The organism is Pseudomonas sp. 3B-A001-10F, from assembly GCF_056313565.1.
This window is the reverse complement of record NZ_JBQYFW010000043.1, coordinates 1-14,459: the sequence shown is the minus strand read 5'-3', so window position 1 is coordinate 14,459 and position 14,459 is coordinate 1. Positions and strand designations below refer to the sequence as shown.

General features: G+C 58.6%; 20 protein-coding genes. 11 read left to right on the top strand and 9 right to left on the bottom strand.

Features of this window, described 5'->3' with window-relative positions; all coding sequences use genetic code 11:
- Positions 1-85 precede the first annotated feature (85 nt).
- Positions 86-319, top strand: coding sequence for a hypothetical protein (locus tag AC0ZWN_RS26265; protein ID WP_476337247.1), 234 nt, complete (start codon positions 86-88; stop codon positions 317-319).
- A gap of 217 nt (positions 320-536) precedes the next feature.
- On the opposite strand, the gene trhP is transcribed toward AC0ZWN_RS26265, so the two are convergent.
- Positions 537-1,868 (bottom strand): prephenate-dependent tRNA uridine(34) hydroxylase TrhP, encoded by a 1,332-nt coding sequence (trhP, locus tag AC0ZWN_RS26260; protein WP_476337245.1) that lies wholly within the window; start codon positions 1,866-1,868, stop codon positions 537-539.
- Positions 1,869-2,093: 225 nt separating this feature from the next.
- Between trhP and AC0ZWN_RS26255 the strand changes: the two genes are divergently transcribed.
- Entirely contained in the window at positions 2,094-3,155 is a 1,062-nt protein-coding gene (locus AC0ZWN_RS26255; protein ID WP_093434002.1) for an AI-2E family transporter, read from the top strand.
- On the opposite strand, the gene AC0ZWN_RS26250 is transcribed toward AC0ZWN_RS26255, so the two are convergent.
- The 3 genes from AC0ZWN_RS26250 to AC0ZWN_RS26240 form a co-directional block, all read right to left on the bottom strand.
- Positions 3,152-3,334, bottom strand: a complete 183-nt coding sequence (locus AC0ZWN_RS26250; protein ID WP_476337243.1) for a hypothetical protein — start codon at positions 3,332-3,334, stop codon at positions 3,152-3,154. The two genes, AC0ZWN_RS26255 and AC0ZWN_RS26250, sit on opposite strands and share 4 nt — an antisense overlap.
- A 98-nt stretch (positions 3,335-3,432) precedes the next feature.
- On the bottom strand, positions 3,433-3,627 hold the full coding sequence (locus AC0ZWN_RS26245; protein ID WP_016984641.1) for a hypothetical protein: 195 nt from the start codon (positions 3,625-3,627) through the stop codon (positions 3,433-3,435).
- A 230-nt stretch (positions 3,628-3,857) separates the two neighbouring features.
- Positions 3,858-4,217: a hypothetical protein gene (locus AC0ZWN_RS26240; RefSeq protein ID WP_007917357.1), complete on the bottom strand. Its 360-nt coding sequence runs from the start codon at positions 4,215-4,217 to the stop codon at positions 3,858-3,860.
- Positions 4,218-4,473: 256 nt separating this feature from the next.
- Here AC0ZWN_RS26240 and AC0ZWN_RS26235 point away from each other — a divergent pair, with 256 nt between their 5' ends.
- On the top strand, positions 4,474-5,292 hold the full coding sequence (locus AC0ZWN_RS26235; protein WP_476337240.1) for a shikimate 5-dehydrogenase: 819 nt from the start codon (positions 4,474-4,476) through the stop codon (positions 5,290-5,292).
- A 218-nt stretch (positions 5,293-5,510) separates the two neighbouring features.
- On the top strand, positions 5,511-6,029 hold the full coding sequence (locus AC0ZWN_RS26230) for a cupin domain-containing protein (RefSeq protein ID WP_476337238.1): 519 nt from the start codon (positions 5,511-5,513) through the stop codon (positions 6,027-6,029).
- 116 nt (positions 6,030-6,145) lie between these two features.
- On the opposite strand, the gene AC0ZWN_RS26225 is transcribed toward AC0ZWN_RS26230, so the two are convergent.
- A complete protein-coding gene (locus AC0ZWN_RS26225) occupies positions 6,146-6,793 on the bottom strand; it encodes a YceH family protein (RefSeq protein ID WP_093434017.1) in 648 nt (215 codons plus the stop codon).
- 125 nt (positions 6,794-6,918) lie between these two features.
- Between AC0ZWN_RS26225 and AC0ZWN_RS26220 the strand changes: the two genes are divergently transcribed.
- Complete coding sequence (locus tag AC0ZWN_RS26220) at positions 6,919-7,428, top strand: DUF1993 domain-containing protein (RefSeq protein WP_034154670.1); 510 nt, start codon at positions 6,919-6,921, stop codon at positions 7,426-7,428.
- Positions 7,429-7,681: 253 nt separating this feature from the next.
- On the opposite strand, the gene sstT is transcribed toward AC0ZWN_RS26220, so the two are convergent.
- Complete coding sequence (gene sstT, locus AC0ZWN_RS26215) at positions 7,682-8,914, bottom strand: serine/threonine transporter SstT (RefSeq protein WP_476337236.1); 1,233 nt, start codon at positions 8,912-8,914, stop codon at positions 7,682-7,684.
- Between the two features lie 336 nt (positions 8,915-9,250).
- Between sstT and AC0ZWN_RS26210 the strand changes: the two genes are divergently transcribed.
- The gene (locus AC0ZWN_RS26210; protein WP_460091498.1) at positions 9,251-10,414 is read left to right on the top strand and encodes an MFS transporter; all 1,164 of its coding nucleotides are present in this window, start codon (positions 9,251-9,253) and stop codon (positions 10,412-10,414) included.
- On the opposite strand, the gene nhaR is transcribed toward AC0ZWN_RS26210, so the two are convergent.
- On the bottom strand, positions 10,409-11,308 hold the full coding sequence (gene nhaR / locus AC0ZWN_RS26205) for a transcriptional activator NhaR (RefSeq protein WP_127929019.1): 900 nt from the start codon (positions 11,306-11,308) through the stop codon (positions 10,409-10,411). The two genes, AC0ZWN_RS26210 and nhaR, sit on opposite strands and share 6 nt — an antisense overlap.
- A 133-nt stretch (positions 11,309-11,441) precedes the next feature.
- Between nhaR and AC0ZWN_RS26200 the strand changes: the two genes are divergently transcribed.
- Positions 11,442-11,684 carry a hypothetical protein gene (locus AC0ZWN_RS26200; RefSeq protein WP_095050825.1) on the top strand — a complete coding sequence of 81 codons (243 nt, stop codon included), beginning with the start codon at positions 11,442-11,444 and terminating at the stop codon, positions 11,682-11,684.
- 29 nt (positions 11,685-11,713) lie between these two features.
- Complete coding sequence (locus AC0ZWN_RS26195; RefSeq protein WP_007917342.1) at positions 11,714-12,463, top strand: TerC family protein; 750 nt, start codon at positions 11,714-11,716, stop codon at positions 12,461-12,463.
- Positions 12,464-12,733: 270 nt separating this feature from the next.
- Here the strand turns inward: AC0ZWN_RS26195 and AC0ZWN_RS26190 are convergent, their stop codons facing one another.
- Positions 12,734-12,904, bottom strand: coding sequence for a hypothetical protein (locus tag AC0ZWN_RS26190; RefSeq protein WP_176471236.1), 171 nt, complete (start codon positions 12,902-12,904; stop codon positions 12,734-12,736).
- A gap of 234 nt (positions 12,905-13,138) precedes the next feature.
- Between AC0ZWN_RS26190 and AC0ZWN_RS26185 the strand changes: the two genes are divergently transcribed.
- From AC0ZWN_RS26185 to AC0ZWN_RS26175, 3 genes are all read left to right on the top strand, one after another.
- A complete protein-coding gene (locus AC0ZWN_RS26185; protein WP_093434034.1) occupies positions 13,139-13,810 on the top strand; it encodes a peptidase C39 family protein in 672 nt (223 codons plus the stop codon).
- A 90-nt stretch (positions 13,811-13,900) separates the two neighbouring features.
- Complete coding sequence (locus AC0ZWN_RS26180; RefSeq protein ID WP_095050822.1) at positions 13,901-14,107, top strand: DUF6021 family protein; 207 nt, start codon at positions 13,901-13,903, stop codon at positions 14,105-14,107.
- A gap of 12 nt (positions 14,108-14,119) precedes the next feature.
- A complete protein-coding gene (locus AC0ZWN_RS26175) occupies positions 14,120-14,326 on the top strand; it encodes a hypothetical protein (RefSeq protein ID WP_194935593.1) in 207 nt (68 codons plus the stop codon).
- Positions 14,327-14,363: 37 nt separating this feature from the next.
- Here AC0ZWN_RS26175 and AC0ZWN_RS26170 read toward each other — a convergent pair.
- On the bottom strand, positions 14,364-14,459 hold a 96-nt coding region (locus AC0ZWN_RS26170; protein WP_476336960.1), incomplete at its 5' end, for an integrase core domain-containing protein.

Genomic DNA, 14,459 nt, shown 5'->3' with positions numbered 1-14,459 from the left:
TGGTCTGTTCGATAGCACGCCGTGCAAAGGGCTGATTCCAAGTTGAACGGCCCGGATATTCCGGACCTCCTGAGTGAGGTGCGTCATGGCTAACGATTTGCTGTTTCAGGGTGGCGTGCTGCCCACCGATTCGACCCGGCCGCTGCCCGGTACCGATGAACCGACACTGGCTGATCACGACTCACCGATGGGAATGCCCCCGGGGCGCGATCCGTTGAGTGACGCCGACCGGCCGGATAATTGGAAAGATCCGGGGGCGGACGATGAGGGTGTGCCGCCGGCGGATGAGCCGACGCCGTTGTCGGATGATCGGCGCTGAGACTTGGTTTTTATGTTGAGTTTGCTGGCCTCATCGCGAGCGATTATGGATTCAGCCAAGCTGAACGATCGAGGCGATGATGGATTCAGCCAAGTCCAATGTTCTTGATGAAGTGTCGGTGATGGATTCACCGACGTAATTTCAGGTCGGTGAACTTCTCCAATATCCCCCAATCGGTCCCCTCTCCCTCTGGGAGAGGGCTAGGGTGAGGGCCTTCTCAGGCATCACGCAGATCCCGCATCAACAACCCAAACCGCAAATCCACCGCATCCGGAATCGGCAGATACACCGTGTGCCCATCCCCCGGTGCCACCTCGATCGCCTCTTCTTTAGCGTTCTGCAACTCATGCAGATCAAAATGGAAATTGCCCTTCGGCGTCATCAACTCCAGATGATCACCCAAGGCAAAGCGGTTCTTCACCTTGACCTCTGCCAACCGCCCACGCCGCTCGCCGGTCAACTCGCCAACGAACTGCTGACGCTCCGACACCGAACTGCCGTGCTGATAATTCTGGTACTCGTCATGCACATGCCGACGCAGAAATCCTTCGGTGTAGCCACGCTGTGCGAGTGATTCCAGATCCGTCATCAGGCTGCGATCAAATTCACGCCCGGCCACCGCATCATCAATCGCGCGGCGATACACCTGGGTGGTGCGCGCGCAATAGAAGTGCGATTTGGTCCGGCCTTCGATTTTCAGGGAATGCACGCCCATGCGCGTCAAGCGTTCGACGTGCTGCACCGCGCGCAGGTCCTTGGCGTTCATGATGTAAGTGCCGTGTTCGTCCTCGAATGCTGGCATCAATTCATCGGGGCGATTGGCTTCCTGCAGCAGGAGCACCTGATCGGTGGGCGTGCCCAGCCCCAGCGTTGGCTCTGGCTGGAAGGTCTGGACGATCTCGCCGAGCTGGTTTTCGGTGGCCTCTTGCGCTGAGTATTTCCAGCGACAAGCATTGGTGCAGGTGCCCTGATTGGCATCGCGCTTATTCATGTAACCCGACAACAGACAGCGCCCGGAATAGGCCATGCACAGCGCGCCGTGGACGAACACTTCCAGTTCCATGCCCGGCACCTGCTCACGGATTTCGCCGATTTCCTCCAGCGACAATTCTCGCGACAGGATGATCCGGCTCAAACCCATCTGCTGCCAGAACTCGACGCTCGCCCAGTTCACCGTATTGGCCTGCACCGACAGGTGAATCGGCATCTGCGGGAAGTGTCGTCGCACGAGCATGATCAGTCCCGGGTCGGACATGATCAGAGCGTCGGGGGCCATGTCGATGACCGGTGTCAGATCCTTGAGGAAGGTCTTCAACTTGGCGTTGTGCGGCGCGATGTTGACCACCACGTAAAAGCGTTTGCCTTGCGCCTGCGCTTCACGAATCCCCAGCGCCAGATTGGCGTGATCGAACTCGTTGTTGCGCACCCGCAGACTGTAACGCGGCTGGCCGGCGTAGACCGCATCGGCGCCGTAAGCGAAGGCGTAACGCATGTTTTTCAGGGTGCCAGCGGGGGCGAGCAGTTCGGGGGCGGCGAGGGTAGGGATCATGGCGGTGTCGGTCGCAAAAGCGCGGCAGGGTAAGGCGGATTCGGGCGCGGCTTATTGATCTGGATCTACGCTTTGCACTGAGCGCGTTTTGTTGTGGGTGAACGAGCTCGATAAGCGGCTAACGCTGATCCGCAACTATGCTCCATGAATAAAGATGGCACTCGTGCAGGCCGCGGTTGACTAAGCATCGGGGCGTGCATGACGCCTGACTGACATGGATCGGACATGAACGAAAAAAGCCTTCAATTCAAATCCCTCACCGTGCTGCTGTTGCTGGTCACGGTGGCGTTTATCTGGATCCTCTTGCCGTTCTACGGCGCGGTGTTCTGGGCGGTGATTCTCGGCATTGTGTTTGCGCCGATGCAACGCCGGCTGCAGGCGAAATTCGGCTGGCAGCGCAACCTGACGTCCCTGTGTACCTTGTCGGTCTGCCTGGTGATCGCGATTCTGCCGGTGATCATCCTCAGTGTGCTGCTGGTGCAGGAAGGCGCGGCGGTCTACAAGAACATCGAAAGCGGCGAACTGGACATCGCTGCGTATCTGGCGCAATTCAAGCACAGCCTGCCGCCATACTTTCAGCATTTGCTCGACCGTTTCGGCATGGGCGAGCTCAATGGCCTGCGCGAGAAAATCGTCAAATCGGCGATGCAGGGTAGCCAGGTGCTGGCCAGTCAGGCGTTCAGTTTTGGCCAGGGCACATTCGAATTCGTGGTGAGTTTTTTCATCATGCTGTATCTGCTGTTTTTCTTTCTGCGTGACGGCGCCGAACTGGCGCGCAAGGTGCGCACCGCCGTGCCACTGGAGGAAGGCCACAAGCGGCGCTTGCAGTTGAAATTCAACCGCGTGGTACGCGCGACGGTGAAGGGCAATCTGGTGGTCGCGGTGACGCAGGGCGCATTGGGCGGGGCGATTTTCTGGTTTCTCGACATCCCCAGCGCGCTGCTGTGGGCAGTGTTAATGGGGTTTTTGTCGTTGCTGCCAGCGGTCGGCGCGGGGATTGTCTGGGCGCCGGTGGCGGTGTATTTCCTGCTCAGCGGGATGATCTGGCAGGGCGTGGTGTTGGGCTTGTTCGGGGTCTTCGTGATCGGTTTGGTGGACAACGTGCTGCGGCCGATTCTGGTGGGCAAGGACACCAAAATGCCCGACTACATGATTCTGATCTCGACCCTTGGCGGCCTGGCAGTCTTCGGTCTCAACGGCTTTGTGATCGGGCCGCTGATCGCGGCATTGTTCATGTCGAGCTGGGCGCTGTTCGCCGAGACCAAGCCCAAAGTGCAACTGCCTTAAGCGTGAAACGGCGCGCTGACAAGCTTCTGCGACAGTGCCTGCGCAGCGGGCAAGGAAGTCAGCGGGCCGCTGATCGCTTCGCCGTCACGCATCAGATACCAGCAGGCGAGCAGGCCCGTGGCCCTGAGCGAAGCGGGGACGGCGCTGCCGATAACGGACATGATTTGAACCTGAGCCATGACGAGTACCTCCATCTATCAATGGAGCTACCTTAAAGATTCGCCGGTTCTACGGACAATCAACGCTTTCGATAGTGGTCATTGACGCCGTTGAGGCTTCAGTCGACCACTTGATCAAGCATGTGCATGACTTCACGCTCGTTGAGCAAACCTTTGTGCACGAGGTTTTCCGCCAGCAGCGAAAGGAACTTGGCGCAACGATGGCCTTCCAGGTGCTTGAGCTCGGTCAGCGCGCTGTACACCTTGCTGGAGGTGCACAGGCCGACGATGCGGTGCGGGTTTTGTGTTGGCATACAGTCGTCCTTGTTGTTATCAACCTGTTGTTTACGGACGGATTCAGATTGCGGCTCCGTCATGACAAATAAGTGACCGTTTTATGGAAAAGTACACAACGGTCAAACAATCATGCCGACTTTAGCCGGTGAAACTGTCCTCACAGCGACCTTGGCGAGATTTTTTCAGACGCTGGCCGACCAACGGTCATAAAAAAGCCCCGCTGTAAAAGCAGGGCTTTGTTTTTTGGTTACCAGCGTGGACCGCCATAGTAGCCATGTGGCCGACCGTAATAACCGCGAGGCGGGCCGTAATAGACGGGGGCCTGTTGAATGTACACCGGCTGCTGCACATACACCGGTGCTGGCTGGTAGTAGACCGGTGGTGGCGGCTGCTGCACGTAGACCGGTTGCGGCTGCACATAAACTGGCTGTTGCTGCACATATACCGGCCGATCCTGGTTGATCAGCGCCGAGCCGATGATGGCCGAGCCGACGATCGCGCCAAACACCGCAGGGCCTTGCCAGCCGTGGCCACCACCGGCTTCTGCCTGACCTGTGACAGCAAGTGCGCCAATCAACAAGGCCAGAATGGGGAGTTTACGAATCATGATAAATCCTCGGTTCTTCGACCCGGCGGCAGGGCCTGCACCAGGCCCACAGTTGTCGCGGGGATACTTCTAAGACAGCGAAATTCTTAAAATCAGCACAGCCGCTGGGTAAATTTTGTGTAAGGTCTGTACCGGCTTCTTTACCGTGACGCTTGATGGTCCCGGAACACGTTTAATACAGGCCTCTATGATCATTCAGAAGCCGATGGGCTGGCTAATCCCGTTTATCCGAAAGTGCGTTTGAAGGAGAAGTTTCATGCAGATGAACCCGAACAAAGACACCCAACTGTGCATGTCCCTGTCCGGGCGCCCGGGGAACTTCGGTCTGCGTTTTCATAACCATTTGTATGAGCAGTTGGGCCTGAACTTCTACTACAAGGCGTTCAGCAGCCAGGACCTGACCGGCGCAGTCGGCGGCATTCGCGCCTTGGGTATCCGTGGTTGCGGCGTGTCGATGCCGTTCAAGGAAGCGTGCATTGCGCTGGTCGATGAACTGGATGCATCGGCAGCGGCGATCCAATCGATCAATACCATTGTCAACACCCACGGCCATCTCAAGGCTTTCAACACTGATTACATCGCTGTGGCGCAGTTACTGGAAACCCACGCGGTGCCCAAGGCATCGACCTTCGCCCTGCGCGGCAGCGGCGGCATGGCCAAAGCGGTGGCCAGTGCCCTGCGTGACGGTGGTTACAAAAACGGCTTGATCGTCGCCCGCAACGAACGTGCCGGGCGTGCGCTGGCGGATTCGCTGGGTTATCGCTGGCAGGCTGAACTGGGCGATGAACGCCCGCAGATGCTGATCAATGTGACGCCAGTGGGCATGGACGGCGGGCCGGAAGCGGGGCAGTTGGCGTTTGAACCGGAGGCGATCAAGGCTGCAGATACGGTGTTTGATGTGGTCGCGATCCCGTCGGAGACGCCGTTGATTGTGCGCGGTCGAGCAGAGGGCAAGCGGGTGATCACCGGACTTGAGGTGATTGCGATTCAGGCGCTGGAGCAGTTTGTGCTGTACACCGGCGTGCGGCCGACTGAAGAGCAGTTTGCGGCGGCGGTGGCGTTCGCCCGGAGCTGATTGAGTATTGTGGTGGCTGGGCGGGCCTCTTCGCGAGCAGGCTCGCTTCCACAGTTGAGTTTTTGTCATACACAAGTTGTGTGTTCGCTGTAGATCCCCTGTGGGAGCGAGCCTGCTCGCGAAGGAGGCGACGCGGTTTCACGCCGGCCATCAATGCCTATACTGCCTCCTCAGCAAGCCCAGACTTGCCCACCACAAAAACCGTGACCGAGGCTCCCATGCATCCGCCCATCCTCAACCTGAATCAGGTCGAACTCGAACCCCTGCCCGAAGCCCTGGCCCCGGAAGGCGAAACCGCCGGGCGCTATCAACAGCGTATGGCGCGGATTGGCCAGCAATTGGGGTCGCAAAAACTCGGTTATCGCCTGTATGCCTTGCCACCGGGCATGCGTGGCAGCCCGTTTCACAGCCATCGGGTCAACGAAGAGATGTTTTACGTGGTGGCCGGGGAGGGCGAGGTGCGTCTGGGCGCCGAGCGTTTCCCGATCCGCGAAGGTGATGTGATTGCCTGCCCGCCGGGTGGGCCGGAGAAGGCGCATCAGATCATCAATACCAGCTCGGGCGAATTGCGCTATCTGGCGGTGAGCACCCAGCAGCAGCCCGATATTTGCGAATACCCGGATTCGAACAAGTACGTGGTGATGGATAACTTCAAGGTCGATGCTGAGGGCAATGCCTCAGGTTTTGTCGCAGTGGCACGGCAGGCGGATGGCGTGGATTACTGGGATGGTGAATAACACGCAGATCCCTTGTAGGAGTGAGCCTGCTCGCGATAGCGGTGTGTCATCCAAAAATGATGTGACTGACACACCGCTATCGCGAGCAGGCTCACTCCTACATTGGTTTTGTGTGGTTATTCGAGGCGGGCCAGGCGTTCTTCCAGCGCGGCGATTCGCGCTTCTAGCTCTTCGATACGCTCAACCGAAACGCCACTGCTTGCACCGCGATCCTGCGGACTCTGCCGCGCTGCCATAATTGCCTCGCTATCCGCCGGATCACCCAGCGCATGGGTATAACGATCTTCGCGCTGCCCGGCCTGACGCGGAATCAACACGGCCAAACCCCGCGCAATCAAACGTTCGAGCTGATGCACCACCTGTTCGGCGTCTTCGAAATCATGCATGCGCCCGCTGCGGGTCAGCAGCTCATTGACGGTTTGCGGGCCGCGCAGAAACATCAGTCCGCTAAGAATCACCTGCGCTGGCACCAGTTCCAGCGCCTTGTCGACTTTGTGTTCCCAGCGGTCGGCGCGGCTGCCCATCACCAGTTTGGCGAAACCGCGACCTTCCAGCGCCCGCAAACTCTGGCCGACCTGACCCTGAGTCAGGTTCATCACCGGTTCGCGGCTGGTTTTCTGATTACACGCCGTGACCAGCGCATTAAGGGTCAGCGGGTAGGTTTCCGGGCTGGTCGCCTGTTTCTCGATCAGCGAGCCGAGAATACGGATTTCCGTTGCGTTGAGCCGTGGTTCGTCGAAGCTGGATTCTGTCTCTGTGGTCATCGCGCGTTCCCTCTGCAGTCGAAGGCGCCTAGCCTAATCCTTGCCAAACAAAAGGCAAGCCGTGTGGTCATCAAGCATGGCTATAATCGCCTCCTTGTTCCACCCAGCCACCACACGAGACTGCCATGACCATTTCCCTGTACGCCGCATCCGTCCCGGTTTTTCAACAAATGCTCAACGCCCTGAGCGATGTCCTGAAAAAGGCTGAAGCCCACGCCACCGAGAAAAACATCGATCCGAACGCTTTCCTGCAGGCCCGTCTGTACCCGGACATGTTCCCGCTGACCCGCCAGGTGCAGATCGCCGTGGACTTCGCTAAAGGCGTTTCCTCGCGTCTGGCTGAAGTCGAAGTGCCTAAGTACGACGATACCGAAACCACCTTCGCCGAGCTGCAAGCCCTGATCGCCAAGGTTCTGGCCTACATCGGCGAGATCAAGCCGGAGCAGATCGATGGCAAGGAAGGCATCGAAATCGTTACTCGTCCGGGTACGCCGAAAGAGAAGCGCTTCAGTGGTCAGGCTTACCTGCTGACTTATGGTCTGCCGCAGTTCTTCTTCCACGTCACTACCACTTATGCGCTGCTGCGTCATAACGGTGTGGAAGTGGGTAAACGCGATTACATGGGCGCGTTCTGAGTTTTTAAGAGCCCCTCATCGGAACGCCGCCCGCCTAGCCCTCTCCCGGAGGGAGACGGGACTGACCGAGTTGTTTGTTCGAGATACGCCGACCTGATCTATCGAGTCGAACTCAGGTTTGAACACCACTCGGTCTGCCCCCTTTCCCCCTCGCCCCCTTGGGGGAGAGGGCTGGGGTGAGGGGGAAAAGATCTCAGCCACAAAAAAGCCCGCCAAGGTTCACACCGTGGCGGGCTTTTCATTACAGCGTCTGTTACGCCGTACGTTGGGCTTTTGCTTCCTCACCCAGGCACGCCGCAGCGGTAAACAATACGTCAGTCGACGAGTTCAGCGCGGTCTCTGCCGAATCCTGCAACACGCCAATAATGAAACCGACCGCCACCACCTGCATGGCAATCTCGCTCGGAATCCCGAACAGGCTGCACGCCAACGGAATCAACAGCAACGAACCACCCGCCACGCCCGAAGCGCCACAGGCGCAAATGGCGGCGACAACGCTGAGCAGAATCGCCGTTGGAATATCCACGGCAATACCCAATGTGTGCACGGCCGCCAGGCTCAGCACCGTAATGGTGATCGCTGCACCGGCCATGTTGATGGTCGCGCCCAACGGAATCGACACTGAGTAAGTGTCTTCATGCAGACCCAGACGCTTGCTCAATTCCAGATTGACCGGAATGTTTGCCGCCGAGCTGCGGGTGAAGAATGCGGTGATGCCACTTTCACGCAGGCATTTGAGAGTCAGCGGATACGGGTTGCGACGCAGTTTCCAGAACACGATCAGCGGGTTCATCACCAGTGCCACGAACAGCATGCAGCCGAGCAGTACGGCCAGCAGGTGCGCGTAACCGATCAGCGCGCCGAAACCGGAGGTGGCCAGTGTCGATGCCACCAGACCGAAAATGCCCAGCGGGGCGAAGCGAATCACCACGCGCACGATCACCGTCACGCCATTGGACAGATCACCCAGCACTTCACGGGTGGTGTCGCCGGCATGGCGAATCGCGATGCCCATGCCGATCGCCCACGCCAGGATACCAATGAAGTTGGCGTTCATCAGTGCGCTGACCGGGTTGTCGACCACGCTCAACAGCAGGCTTTGCAGCACTTCGCCGATACCGCCCGGCGCCGTCACCGAAACGTTGTCGGTCGACAGCACAAGGTGCGACGGGAACGCCATGCTCGCAACCACGGCCACGACCGCCGCCGCAAAAGTGCCCAGCAGATAGAGGAACAGGATCGGGCGGATATGGGTTTCCTGGCCGTGCTTGTGGTTGGCAATCGAGGCCATCACCAGCACGAACACCAGAATCGGTGCGACGGCTTTCAACGCTGAAACAAACACTTTGCCGATGAACGCCGTGCCTTTCGCCGCTTCCGGGGCAAACAGCGCCAGGGCAATACCGGCGATCAGGCCGATGACGATCTGCGTGACCAGGCTGAGGTTCTTGAGGCGTTGCAGTAGAGAAGGGGATGAAGCGGTCATAGCGGCATCTCTGATTTTTTATAGGGTGCAAGGTTGCGTAAAGCGATGGCAAAACAGGGGCAGACCACCGCCACGAACCGAAAGTGTTGACGCGACATCAACGCCAATAAACCGGTCGTTGAGCAGGTTGTACGTTTTTCAGGGCGCGGACTTTATCACAGCGTAGGCCTTATCCTTCAGGCATGTGACGATCTGCCACCGGATCAGGCAACAAAGTCGGCAGGTTTGTGCAAGTCAGCCCGGACACACTCTGTTAAGATTGCGCATCCTTATTTTCAAATTTCGCCAGCGGGCCTTCGGGTCAACGCTGGTGTCGTCGTTTTGCTGGAGTTGCGCATGCTGTTGCCCATTCTTCTGTTGTCCGCCGCCGGGTTCACGGTGCTGACCACGGAATTCGTCATCGTCGGCCTGTTGCCGGCGATTGCCCGAGACCTCGAAGTCACCATCCCGCAGGCCGGGTTGCTGGTGACTTTATTCGCTTTTACCGTGGCGATGTTCGGGCCTTTCCTGACCGCGTATTTCGCCCGCTTTGAGCGGCGCAAGCTATTTATCAGCATCCTGATCATGTTTGGTCTGGCCAATACCGTGGCGGCGCTGGCGCCGAACATCTGGGTGATGGCGATTGCCCGGTTGATCCCGGCGCTCGGGCTGCCGGTGTTCTGGGCGTTGGCCAGTGAGACCGCAGTGGACATCGTCGGCCCGGATTTCGCCGGTCGCGCGATCGCCAAGATCGGTTTCGGCATTGTCTGCGCCACGGTGTTCGGCATCCCGGTTGGCACGCTGATTTCCGATGCGTTCGGCTGGCGCAGCGCCTTTGGCATTCTGGCGGTGATCGCTTTTGCCAAAGCCTTGTTGCTGTTTGTTTATCTGCCGAAAACCAGCCTGCACCAACATCAGGTCAGCTTCCGCTCGCAGTTCAAGATTCTGCGCAGCCCGTTGATGATCGGCCACATCTTCCTGTCGATCCTGGTGTTCAGCGGCATGTTTACCGCTTACACGTATCTGGCCGACATTCTTGAGCGCCTCGCCGGGTTCAACGGCACCGTGGTCGGTTGGTGCCTGATGGCTTTCGGTGCGGTCGGGCTGATCGGCAACTCCCTGGGCGGTCGTGCGGTGGATCGCCATCCGCTGGGCGCGTCGGTGTTGTTCTGTGCGTTCATGATTGCCGGCATGGTCTCGCTGGTACCGAACATTCATTCGCCGCTGGGGCTGGCGGTGGCGATGGGGATCTGGGGCGTGACTCAGGCTGCGTTGTTCCTGGTCAGCCATGTGCGCCTGATGAAAGCCGCGCCGGAAGCGCCAGCGTTTGCTGCTTCGTTGAATATCGCCGGGGCCAATCTGGGGATCGGCCTGGGTGCCATCGTCGGTGGCCGGGTGATCGACAGCGCGGGTCTGGGCTTCCTCGGGTTTGCCGCCGCCGGGTTCATTTTGCTGTCGGTGTTCCTCGCCATGGTGCTGATGACGCTCAAGCCGCGCGAAATGTGCGCCGAGGCCTCATAACGCGGTAAACAGCTCGCGTCGGGCACCTTCGGTAATCGCAACGATGCCGGGGTGCTTGACCTTGCGCTCTACCGAAATGGCATAGAACGACTCGGTCACTGCGTCGGTTTGGCCAATCAGCTCGACGCCGTACTGGCGCTTCACTTCATCGGCAATCACGCTCGGACCGATAAAAATCCCGCTGCCGGATTGGCCGAAAGCCTGCATCAACGCACTGTCATCAAACTCGCCGACGATTTGCGGCTGGATCTGCTGCTCGGCAAACCAGCGCTGCAAGCGGCTGCGCACCACGGTTTCCGGTCCGGGAATCAACAGTGGCGCACCGTGCAGGCTACGCGGGAAATCCTGACCGTATCTGGCTGCCAGTTCCGGGGTGGCGAAGAAACTGATTCCGCACTCACCGAGCTTCTGGCTGTAGCCCTTGATGTCGAGGTGCGAGGGCATCGGGCTGTCGGAGATCACCAGATCCAGGCGCTGGATCGCCAGATCGGCGAGCAAACGTTCGAGTTTGTCTTCGCGGCAGGTAATGCGCAGAGGCTCGTTCAGCTCCATGGTTGGCGCGATCAGGCGATAGACAATGGATTTAGGCACCACGTCAGCCACGCCGACGCGGAACAGGATCTGTTGCTCGTTGGGTTGCGCGCGCAGCATCAGTTCCAGTTCGCCGCCGAGCTGGAACATCTGCTCGGCGTAGGGCAGGGCTTGTCGCCCGGCTTCGGTCAATTCGAGTTGCCGGCCGACGCGTCTGAATAACTCGATGCCATACGTCTGTTCGAGCAGTGATATCTGCCCGCTGATGGTCTGTGGCGTGAGGTTCAGTTGCTCGCAGGCGCGCACGATGCTGCCGGTCTTGGCCACAACCCAGAAGTAATGCAGTTGGCGGTAGTTGAGCATGAGTGTCATCACTTCGTGAAAACCGAAGTATAGCCGCTAAAAAAACGAATTTTCCTGAAGTGTTTGTCTCCCTAGAATGCCCAGCCATCGACGGCCGGTCTGTGAGCCTGTCTGTTCATTCGAAGGAAACCTTATGAAATACACAATCCCGGCATTGATGTTTACGTCTTTACTGCTTATGGCCGGTTGCGATCAGGCCGAGAAAAGCGCCCAGCAACTGATGGGCAAAGCGGCCGAAAGCGCCAAGCAAGCGATTGACGACACCCATAAAGCCGCTGAGCAGGCACTCAGTGATGCCACCGGCGGGTTGATCGAGAAAAAAGAAACACCGGAAAAAGACGCGGAAAACTCCGAATCTTCCTCCAAGACCATCTAATTCGTCTTACACAGAGTCAGGACTGACCCATGGAATATCTGTTACAGCTCGCCGCCAGCCCCACCGCTTGGGTTGCTTTGGCCACATTGGTGGTGATGGAAATCGTGCTCGGCATCGATAACCTGATCTTTATCTCGATCCTGACCAACAAATTGCCCAAGCAGTACCAGCAGAAAGCACGCCGTATCGGTATCGGCATGGCGTTGATCCTGCGTCTGGCACTGTTGAGCACCATCGCCTTCATCGTGCAGTTGACCGCACCTGTGATCGAGATCCTGGGCCAGGCCTTCTCCTGGAAGGACATGATCCTGATTGCCGGTGGTCTGTTCCTGGTCTGGAAGGCTACGACCGAGATCCATCACAGCATGGACCCGGCGCCGGAAGATCCGAAGTCGGCGACCTCGACAGTCACTTTGGGTTTTGCCGCGGCTATCGGCCAGATCCTGATGCTCGACATGGTGTTCTCGATCGACAGCATCATTACTGCGGTCGGCATGACCGAACACTTGCCGATCATGATCATCGCGGTGGTGGTGTCGGTGCTGGTGATGCTGTTTGCTGCTGAACCGCTGGCCAAGTTCATCAACGACAACCCGACGGTGGTGATGCTGGCTCTGGGCTTCCTGATCATGATCGGTATGACCTTGATCGCCGAAGGCTTCGGCGCCCACGTACCGAAAGGTTACGTGTATGCAGCGATGGCGTTCTCGGCAGCGATTGAAGTTCTGAACATGATGTCGCGCAGGGCTAGGCAGAAGAAGCTGGCTGAGCAGGCGTAACCGCTGAAAGTGAAAAGCCGCCTGAACTCTTTGAGGTCAGGCGGCTTTTTTTCGATTCGAGATTTTCAGTGTGGAATAGAGCCAGCCCCTCACCCCAGCCCTCTCCCGAGGGAGAGGGAGCCGATTTGTGGAGTGTTTTAGTCTTTAGTTCGGCTCGATATTTCAGGTCGGTGTAACTCGAGAAAACAACTCGATCAGTCCCCTCTCCCTCGGGGAGAGGGCTAGGCGGGCGGCGTTCCGATGAGGGCCTTTTGCCTTTGCTGTTCAATTTCAATGTGCGGCCGCGTGACGCACTCGGTGCTTCTCGGCTTTCTCAACCGCAGCAGGCTGAACCGGATGGTGATGATGGCGCCGCGAAACCCGCAGCACCCCCCACAACATGGCAGCGGCCACGGCCAGCCAGCCGGCAATCAACATCACAATGGTCATGGTCAGGCTCATCAGTGCCTCCTCTTCGCCCTGCATCGGGCCCACACTTTTTCAATTCGCTCTGTTTCAGTGACAGTCTAGACAATGGGGTGTTTCAGACTATTGACCAAAGGTCGATTGCGACCAATCACTTTGCTCTATGCAATCGATGGGTCTGCCGCTTAAGGCTATACCGCAGCCGGGCGCGGCCCTATGATCGCAGGCGTTGCCGGAACACGATGACCGGCGTCTGAACAGAGAGTGATGATGGTGCAGGTATTTTCTCGAATTCGTGCGGCGCTACTGGTGGCAGGTTGTGCGGCCGTGTTGGCCGGATGTGCAGGTACTGTGGCGCCTGAGGTCAAGCGTCTGCCGGAGCGGGTCGAACTCAGTGGCACGTTCTATCGCGGCGAAGCCAATCAGAGTGGGCCGCAAGTGTTGGCCAGCCTGTTGTCGCAGCAGGGCATCGTGATCACTCCGGGGTTGCTCGAGAAACCTCTGCACTTGCCGGGTGCCGAAGACAAATTGCAGCAGAACCTGCAAAACCTCGCCCGCGAGTACGGCATGGTGGTTTACCCGCTGGACAGCAACCTGCCCGCACTGTTGACCCAAGTGGCGGCAGGCTATCCGGTGATGGTGCGCTTCAGCGAGGGGGCGGCATTCTGGGCCGAGCCGCGTTACGCAATCCTGTCCGGTTACGACCGCAACAAACAGAAGGTCTTGCTGCGTGCCGGCATGAACCGTCGCGAACTGATGAGTTTCAGCTCCTTTGAGTCGGCACTGGAAAAATCCGGTGGCTGGGCCGTGCTGATCCAGAAACCGTCGCAGATCCCGGCAGCCGTTGACCGTCAGCGCTGGCTCAAAGCAGCCGATGAACTGGCCCAGGCCGGTCAGGAAAACGAAGCGGCGCAGGCGCGCAAGGCGCTGGCAGCCCACTGAGTTCCCGTTCGTCATTTGCCGGGCACGACTGCGCCCGGCAAGCCTCCTACGAATAGAACCCGTTTTCTGCGGGTGAATCAGGAGGCGAACATGGCAGATTCCCCATCCCCGAAAGGGCCGCATTCGACCGAGCACTCGTCGGGTCATGATCTGGGTTTCGACCCGGACTCGCCGGACGTCGACGATCCGCAAGTCGATCCGGTTGGCCCGGCCAAGGCGCCGAAAGACGTGAAACCCGGTGAAGACCACAAGACACCGGCCAAACCTTATGACCCGTTAGCCAATCTGAAACCTTGATGCGAGGTGCGTATGAGTACTGACTCAAGCTTCGATGACCAAAAACCGGACAGCGTGCCCACGACGCCGGAGCCGGAGATTGATCCGGTGCTGGATCCGGACAGCCCGCTGCGCGATCCGATGGCCCGACCTAATGTCATGACGCCGGAACCTTCGCGGGATCCAAGTGCAGGCGATGGCATTCCTGATGACGACAAGATGCCGCTGCCCAATGACTGAAATGCAGTGTCTAGTCCTGAAATAGGTTTACACCTATTCACCCCAACGCCCGATGCACCGCATCGGGCGTTTTGTATTTTAAGGAAAGGTGCGGCCGCTCTTGGTTGTAGATCGTAATAGCCTCCCGCACCAT

What these genes read in the sequence shown, in the direction of transcription:
- AC0ZWN_RS26190 (WP_176471236.1), bottom strand. Translation starts at nt 12,904, where the DNA reads ATGAGCCTGACCATGACCATTGTGATGTTGATTGCCGGCTGGCTGGCC.
- trhP (WP_476337245.1), bottom strand. Translation starts at nt 1,868, where the DNA reads ATGATCCCTACCCTCGCCGCCCCCGAACTGCTCGCCCCCGCTGGCACC.
- AC0ZWN_RS26175 (WP_194935593.1), top strand. Translation starts at nt 14,120, where the DNA reads ATGAGTACTGACTCAAGCTTCGATGACCAAAAACCGGACAGCGTGCCC.
- AC0ZWN_RS26200 (WP_095050825.1), top strand. Translation starts at nt 11,442, where the DNA reads ATGAAATACACAATCCCGGCATTGATGTTTACGTCTTTACTGCTTATG.
- AC0ZWN_RS26230 (WP_476337238.1), top strand. Translation starts at nt 5,511, where the DNA reads ATGCATCCGCCCATCCTCAACCTGAATCAGGTCGAACTCGAACCCCTG.
- AC0ZWN_RS26225 (WP_093434017.1), bottom strand. Translation starts at nt 6,793, where the DNA reads ATGACCACAGAGACAGAATCCAGCTTCGACGAACCACGGCTCAACGCA.
- AC0ZWN_RS26265 (WP_476337247.1), top strand. Translation starts at nt 86, where the DNA reads ATGGCTAACGATTTGCTGTTTCAGGGTGGCGTGCTGCCCACCGATTCG.
- AC0ZWN_RS26255 (WP_093434002.1), top strand. Translation starts at nt 2,094, where the DNA reads ATGAACGAAAAAAGCCTTCAATTCAAATCCCTCACCGTGCTGCTGTTG.
- AC0ZWN_RS26240 (WP_007917357.1), bottom strand. Translation starts at nt 4,217, where the DNA reads ATGATTCGTAAACTCCCCATTCTGGCCTTGTTGATTGGCGCACTTGCT.
- AC0ZWN_RS26195 (WP_007917342.1), top strand. Translation starts at nt 11,714, where the DNA reads ATGGAATATCTGTTACAGCTCGCCGCCAGCCCCACCGCTTGGGTTGCT.
- nhaR (WP_127929019.1), bottom strand. Translation starts at nt 11,308, where the DNA reads ATGCTCAACTACCGCCAACTGCATTACTTCTGGGTTGTGGCCAAGACC.
- AC0ZWN_RS26235 (WP_476337240.1), top strand. Translation starts at nt 4,474, where the DNA reads ATGCAGATGAACCCGAACAAAGACACCCAACTGTGCATGTCCCTGTCC.
- AC0ZWN_RS26220 (WP_034154670.1), top strand. Translation starts at nt 6,919, where the DNA reads ATGACCATTTCCCTGTACGCCGCATCCGTCCCGGTTTTTCAACAAATG.
- AC0ZWN_RS26210 (WP_460091498.1), top strand. Translation starts at nt 9,251, where the DNA reads ATGCTGTTGCCCATTCTTCTGTTGTCCGCCGCCGGGTTCACGGTGCTG.
- AC0ZWN_RS26245 (WP_016984641.1), bottom strand. Translation starts at nt 3,627, where the DNA reads ATGCCAACACAAAACCCGCACCGCATCGTCGGCCTGTGCACCTCCAGC.
- sstT (WP_476337236.1), bottom strand. Translation starts at nt 8,914, where the DNA reads ATGACCGCTTCATCCCCTTCTCTACTGCAACGCCTCAAGAACCTCAGC.
- AC0ZWN_RS26180 (WP_095050822.1), top strand. Translation starts at nt 13,901, where the DNA reads ATGGCAGATTCCCCATCCCCGAAAGGGCCGCATTCGACCGAGCACTCG.
- AC0ZWN_RS26250 (WP_476337243.1), bottom strand. Translation starts at nt 3,334, where the DNA reads ATGGCTCAGGTTCAAATCATGTCCGTTATCGGCAGCGCCGTCCCCGCT.
- AC0ZWN_RS26185 (WP_093434034.1), top strand. Translation starts at nt 13,139, where the DNA reads ATGGTGCAGGTATTTTCTCGAATTCGTGCGGCGCTACTGGTGGCAGGT.